General features: G+C 71.7%; 1 protein-coding gene and 1 pseudogene. Both read left to right on the top strand.

The window, feature by feature from the left end:
• The first annotated feature begins 9 nt into the window (after nt 1-9).
• Nucleotides 10-960: an HAD-IB family hydrolase gene (locus E1265_RS36185; RefSeq protein WP_132935168.1), complete on the top strand. Its 951-nt coding sequence runs from the start codon at nt 10-12 to the stop codon at nt 958-960.
• Nucleotides 961-1374: 414 nt separating this feature from the next.
• Nucleotides 1375-1479, top strand: a pseudogene (locus tag E1265_RS40115) (RNA polymerase subunit sigma-24); the annotation flags it as partial.

The raw sequence follows: 1479 nt of genomic DNA, 5'->3' as shown, positions 1-1479 counted from the left end.
CTCAACAGCATGGCTCGGCCCCGCCTCACGCGCCCGTTCTCGGCCGCCCGACGCCCCCGCTGGCTCACCCCCCGCAGGCGGTCAACCACCGACCGCAGCCGGCTCGCCGGAGCCGCCTCCGCCGAGGCCGCGCGGAAGGCGGCGCACCTGGAATCCCCCGACGAGGAGCCCGAGTTCCCCGTCCCCGGCGACGTCAGGGCAGCCGCGTTCTTCGACCTCGACAACACCGTGATGCAGGGCGCGGCCATCTTCCACCTGGGCCGCGGCCTCTACAAGCGGAAGTTCTTCCGCAAGCGCGAGTTGGCCAGGTTCGCCTGGCAGCAGGCGTACTTCCGGCTCGCCGGCGCCGAGCACGCAGGTCACATGCAGGACGCGCGGGAGAGCGCGCTGTCCATCGTCCGCGGCCACCGCGTCGACGAACTGACCGCCATCGGAGAGGAGATCTACGACGAGTACATGGCCGACCGGATCTGGCCCGGCACCCGGGCCCTGGCCCAGGCGCACCTGGACGCCGGCCAGCGCGTCTGGCTGGTGACGGCCGCGCCCGTCGAGACGGCGACCATCATCGCCAGCCGGCTCGGTCTGACCGGCGCCCTCGGCACCGTCGCGGAGTCGGTCGACGGCGTCTACACGGGCCGTCTTGTCGGGGAGCCGCTGCACGGCCCGGCCAAGGCGGAGGCCGTGCGCGCGCTCGCCGCCGCCGAGGGCCTCGACCTCGAGCGCTGCGCCGCCTACAGCGACTCGGCCAACGACATCCCGCTGCTCTCGCTCGTCGGCCATCCGTACGCGATCAACCCGGACAGCAAGCTCCGCGCCCACGCCCGCGCGATGGGCTGGCGGCGCCGGGACTACCGGACGGGCCGCAAGGCCGTCCGCGTCGGCGTGCCGGCCGCCGCCGGCGCCGGCGCCGTGGCCGGCGGCGCGGCCGCCGCGCTGGCGCTGCACCGCCGCCGCCGCTGAAACCCCGCTCACGACACGTCTGCACGCGGTTCCGCGCGGTTCCGCGCGGTTCCGCGCGGTTCCCGCGCCTCCACCCGTGCCCACTCGTGCCCGCTCGCTTCCGTTCGAGCAACCCCAATCCCCTACCCAACCCCAGGCCCGGCCAGACCCGCACGCCGCCATCAGTCGAACTTGGTCTCCAAGGCGGCAAATCCGATCATGCGGCGATCATGAAGACTATGGCGTTTGTGTGGCGCGCTATACACAAACGTAATACATCAAACCGAATCGGCGATTTTCGCAACTAGGCGTAGCACTGTCGGCACGAAGCGTTATTCTCCTCAGACGCATTCCGGTCCTGACCCGTTCCCCACCAGTTGACGGGTGACGGGCCGACCACTGCACGTGTTTGGAAGCTCTGCCTCTGGGAGTCCCGTGTACCCACACGTCGGGGTTGACGCCTCGGGCCTGGCTACGCTGCGCACCACGGTCGTCCACCGACTGCGCACCCTCGTCCCCTCCGCGTACGCCGCCCCCACC

Origin of the sequence: Streptomyces sp. 8K308 (assembly GCF_004348315.1) — a bacterium.
In the GTDB taxonomy this organism is placed as follows: domain Bacteria; phylum Actinomycetota; class Actinomycetes; order Streptomycetales; family Streptomycetaceae; genus Streptomyces.
Note: the sequence above shows the minus strand (reverse complement) of the source record. Positions and strands in the feature narration are given on the sequence as shown.